General features: G+C 70.2%; 3 protein-coding genes. All 3 read right to left on the minus strand.

Features of this window, described 5'->3' with window-relative positions; genetic code table 11:
- Positions 1-877 (minus strand): trypsin-like peptidase domain-containing protein (locus G3N94_RS40780; protein ID WP_205799832.1); only part of this gene is annotated, 877 nt, incomplete at its 3' end.
- 38 nt (positions 878-915) lie between these two features.
- On the minus strand, positions 916-1260 hold the full coding sequence (locus G3N94_RS40785; protein WP_205799834.1) for a hypothetical protein: 345 nt from the start codon (positions 1258-1260) through the stop codon (positions 916-918).
- 119 nt (positions 1261-1379) lie between these two features.
- On the minus strand, positions 1380-2055 hold a 676-nt coding region (locus tag G3N94_RS40790; RefSeq protein ID WP_205799833.1), incomplete at its 5' end, for a hypothetical protein.

Raw genomic sequence — 2055 nt, forward strand, 5'->3', positions numbered from 1 at the left:
TCGCGCCGTCCGGATTCGGCAGGCCGAACGAGCGCGCGAGCGCCTGGCTGACTTCCTGCACGGCGACGCCGAGCCGTCCGCGCGTGACCTTGCCGGTTCGCAGCAGCTGGTCCTTCACGTCGAGCGCGAGATCGATCGGAATCGCGAACGCGAGCCCCTGATAGCCGCCGGTCTTCGTGTAGATCATCGAATTGATCGCGATCACGCGGCCGTTCAGGTCGAACAGCGGCCCACCCGAATTGCCGGGATTGATCGGCACGTCGGTCTGGATGAACGGGATATAGCTCTCGCCCGGCAGTGAACGGGATTTCGCGCTGACGATGCCCTGCGTGACCGTGTTCGCGAACCCGTATGGCGAACCGATCGCCATCACCCAGTCCCCGACCTCGGTGCGCGCTGGGTCGCCGGTCACGACGGTCGGCAGGTTGCGCGCGTCGATCCGGATCACCGCGACATCGGACACGGGATCGCTGCCGATCACCTGGCCCTTGAACTGCCGCTTGTCGGTCAGCTTCACGTCGACCGTGGCCGCGTCGCCAACCACGTGCCGGTTCGTCAGGATGATGCCGTCCGTACTGACGATGAACCCGGAGCCGAGGCTCACCTCCTCGCGGTTGCCGATCACGCGGCGCGCGAAGAATGGCGCGAGCGGATTGTCCGGCGAGATGCCCGGCGGAAGCTGGATGCCCATCTGCGTCACCTCGCGTGTGACGCTGATGTTGACGACCGCCGCGCCATACCGCTTCACGAGCGCCGCAAAGTTCGGCAGCGTCACCGACGCCCCCGCGCTCGCGGCCCCGCCTTGCGCCGGCTTGTCGGCGGCCGCGGCCGCCCCGCTTGTCGCGACCATTGCCGCCATTGCAATTGCGGCGAACATCGCGAGCGTCGCGGCCCCCCGCTTGGCGCTGCGCGCCCTCATCTCGGCGGCACGGCCACGGGCTGCGCCGGACGCTGCGGAATCACCGATTTGCCCCAGTTCGCGCCGAACCGGTTTTGCTCGGCCGACAGGTTGAACGTGCCGAGCCGATTCGACGGCGCCTTCGCGAGGCCTTCCGCAGCCGTCTGCGACGCGCCCGCCTCCGGCGTTGCCGTGGGCTTGAGCTGCGCGCTCAGGCAGTCGTACGACAGCGCGCGCTTGCCGTCCACTTCCGCGTCGACGCAAACCGGCTTCGTCGCCGACGCCGGCTGGCTGCCGGCCGCCGGCGGTTGACCGCCCTGCGCATGCGCGACGCTCGCCAGCCACAGGCAGGCGAACGCCATGTGTCCCTTCCACCGTCCGGTCATGTCTCGCTCCTTTCGCGCTGATGCCAAATCACGGCACGCTCATACCAGCTTATACCGTCGCCACGCGGTCACCCTGACCACCCTAGCCACCCTGGTCAGGCCCCGTCGCGCATCGGCGCGCGGGCGACGAAACGGGCGAATGCCGCGTGATCGGACGGCGCGATGTCCGGCATCGGCGCGGTGTCCAGCTGCGCCCACGCGTCGCGCACGCCGTCGACCGGCTGCCAGGCCTGCACCTGCGCACCGGTCGGAAACAGCGTCGCCTCCGGCTCGCGGTAGTCGATCCGGAAAAACCGCGGCGCGTCGGCACCCGCCGCCCACAGATCCCCGACGTCCCGCACGCGCGCTTCGAACCAGAACCGCACCCAGCGCACCGCGTCGGCGTCCGGCTGCGGATCGGTCGGCGCGCGCTCGTCCGGCACCCGGATAAAGCCGGCCAGCGCCAGCAGGACAGCCGCGAGATCGTCGTCGCGCAACGACGGGTACGACCACAGATCCTGCACGTCCGCGCATGCGAGCACGGTCGTAAACCGGCTCATCGTGAACGCCGGCCACACGCGCCGCACGAGCGCGTAATGTCGCTCCCACTGCTCGACGAAGCGCGCGCGATGGCGCGCCGACACGCGCACGTCGCGCGCGCCCCGGACAGTCAGCTCGTCGGGCTGGTAGTGGCGGGTCGTCAGCGCGCACCGCACCGCCAGCCGCGCGCTCCGATGCCGCGCATAGCCCGGCATGCCGGGCATCGGCTCGAGCGCGCCGGCACACAGCGGA

This window comes from Burkholderia sp. Ac-20353, from assembly GCF_017104785.1.
Classification (GTDB): Bacteria; Pseudomonadota; Gammaproteobacteria; order Burkholderiales; family Burkholderiaceae; genus Burkholderia.

Coding starts and splice junctions, on each gene's coding strand:
- G3N94_RS40785 (WP_205799834.1), bottom strand. CDS start 1,260: ATGGCGTTCGCCTGCCTGTGGCTGGCGAGCGTCGCGCATGCGCAGGGC.